Source organism: Rhizobacter sp. P3_B12 (assembly GCF_056402895.1).
The window spans coordinates 1-1,085 of record NZ_JBFUGN010001450.1 but is presented as its reverse complement, the minus strand read 5'-3'; the positions used below and the strand labels follow the sequence as shown (position 1 = coordinate 1,085).

Here is a 1,085-nt window from a genome sequence, read left to right as displayed (position 1 = left end):
GTTCCGCCAATTCATCGGCCCGGTTCACGGCTCACCCCCCCCAATCTGCAGTCTGTCGCAGACCTTGTCAGACGGGCGGGGGCCGAATCTACACTCCCGCCCATGAATACAGCACACAACGATCACGGCGCCGCCTCACACGGGCAGCAGCCGGTGGGCGGAGGATCATCACGGACCTCCCGGCGTGGACTCTGGGTGGGCGGCGCGATCGGCGCCGTGGCCGTCGTCGGCCTCGTGCTGGCGCTGGTGCCCCGCCTCAGCAACGGCTCGAAGGAGGGCGGCGACAAGAAGAAGGAGYCGGCGCTCGTCGCGCTCGAGTTCGTCGCGTCCGAGGTCGTGCAGCCGAAGCAGCTCGCGATGCCGCTGGTGGTGGAGTTCTCCGGGCCGCTGGTCGCGCCGCGCACCGCGGTGATCCGCGCCAAGGCGACCGGCACGCTGCTCGAGCTGAAGGTGGCCGAAGGCAGCCGCGTCAAGGCCGGCCAACTGCTCGGCGACATCGACCTGGCCGACCTGCAGAGCCGCGTCGCTGATCGCTCGGCCTCGGTCGAATCCGCCCAGGCCGCGCTGGTCGAGGCCGAACGCACGCACACCGCCAACGTCGGCCTGTCGGCGCAGAACTTCATCTCGTCAACGGCGCTGCAGTCGTCGCAGGCCCGCCTCGATTCGGCGCGCGCGCAGCTCAAGTCGGCGCAGGCCCAGCTCGCCACCACGCGCGTCGGTGTCAAGGAAGCGGCGCTGGTCGCGCCGATCTCCGGCATCGTCGGCAAGCGCCACGTGGTGCCCGGCGAGAAGGTCAGCGCCGAGCAGCAGCTGCTGACGGTGGTCGACCTGTCGACGCTGGAGCTCGCCGGCACCGTCGGCACGCACGAGGTCTCGCTGTTGAAGCCCGGCCAGCCGGTGCAGGTGCAGGTGGAAGGGCAGGGCCAGCCGGTGCCGGGCCGCATCGACCGCATCGCCCCGGCGGCCGAAGCCGGCACGCGCGCGATCGGCGTGGTCGTCGTGCTGGACAACCGCCAGGAGCTGTTCCGCGCCGGCCAGTACGCGCAGGCCCGCGTGGTGCTGCCCGACGATGCGCCGCGCCTCAC

General features: G+C 71.7%; 1 protein-coding gene. It reads left to right on the top strand.

Annotated elements, in window-relative coordinates:
* Positions 1-195 precede the first annotated feature (195 nt).
* Positions 196-1,085 (top strand): efflux RND transporter periplasmic adaptor subunit (locus AC1D01_RS35995; RefSeq protein WP_477874500.1); only part of this gene is annotated, 890 nt, incomplete at its 3' end.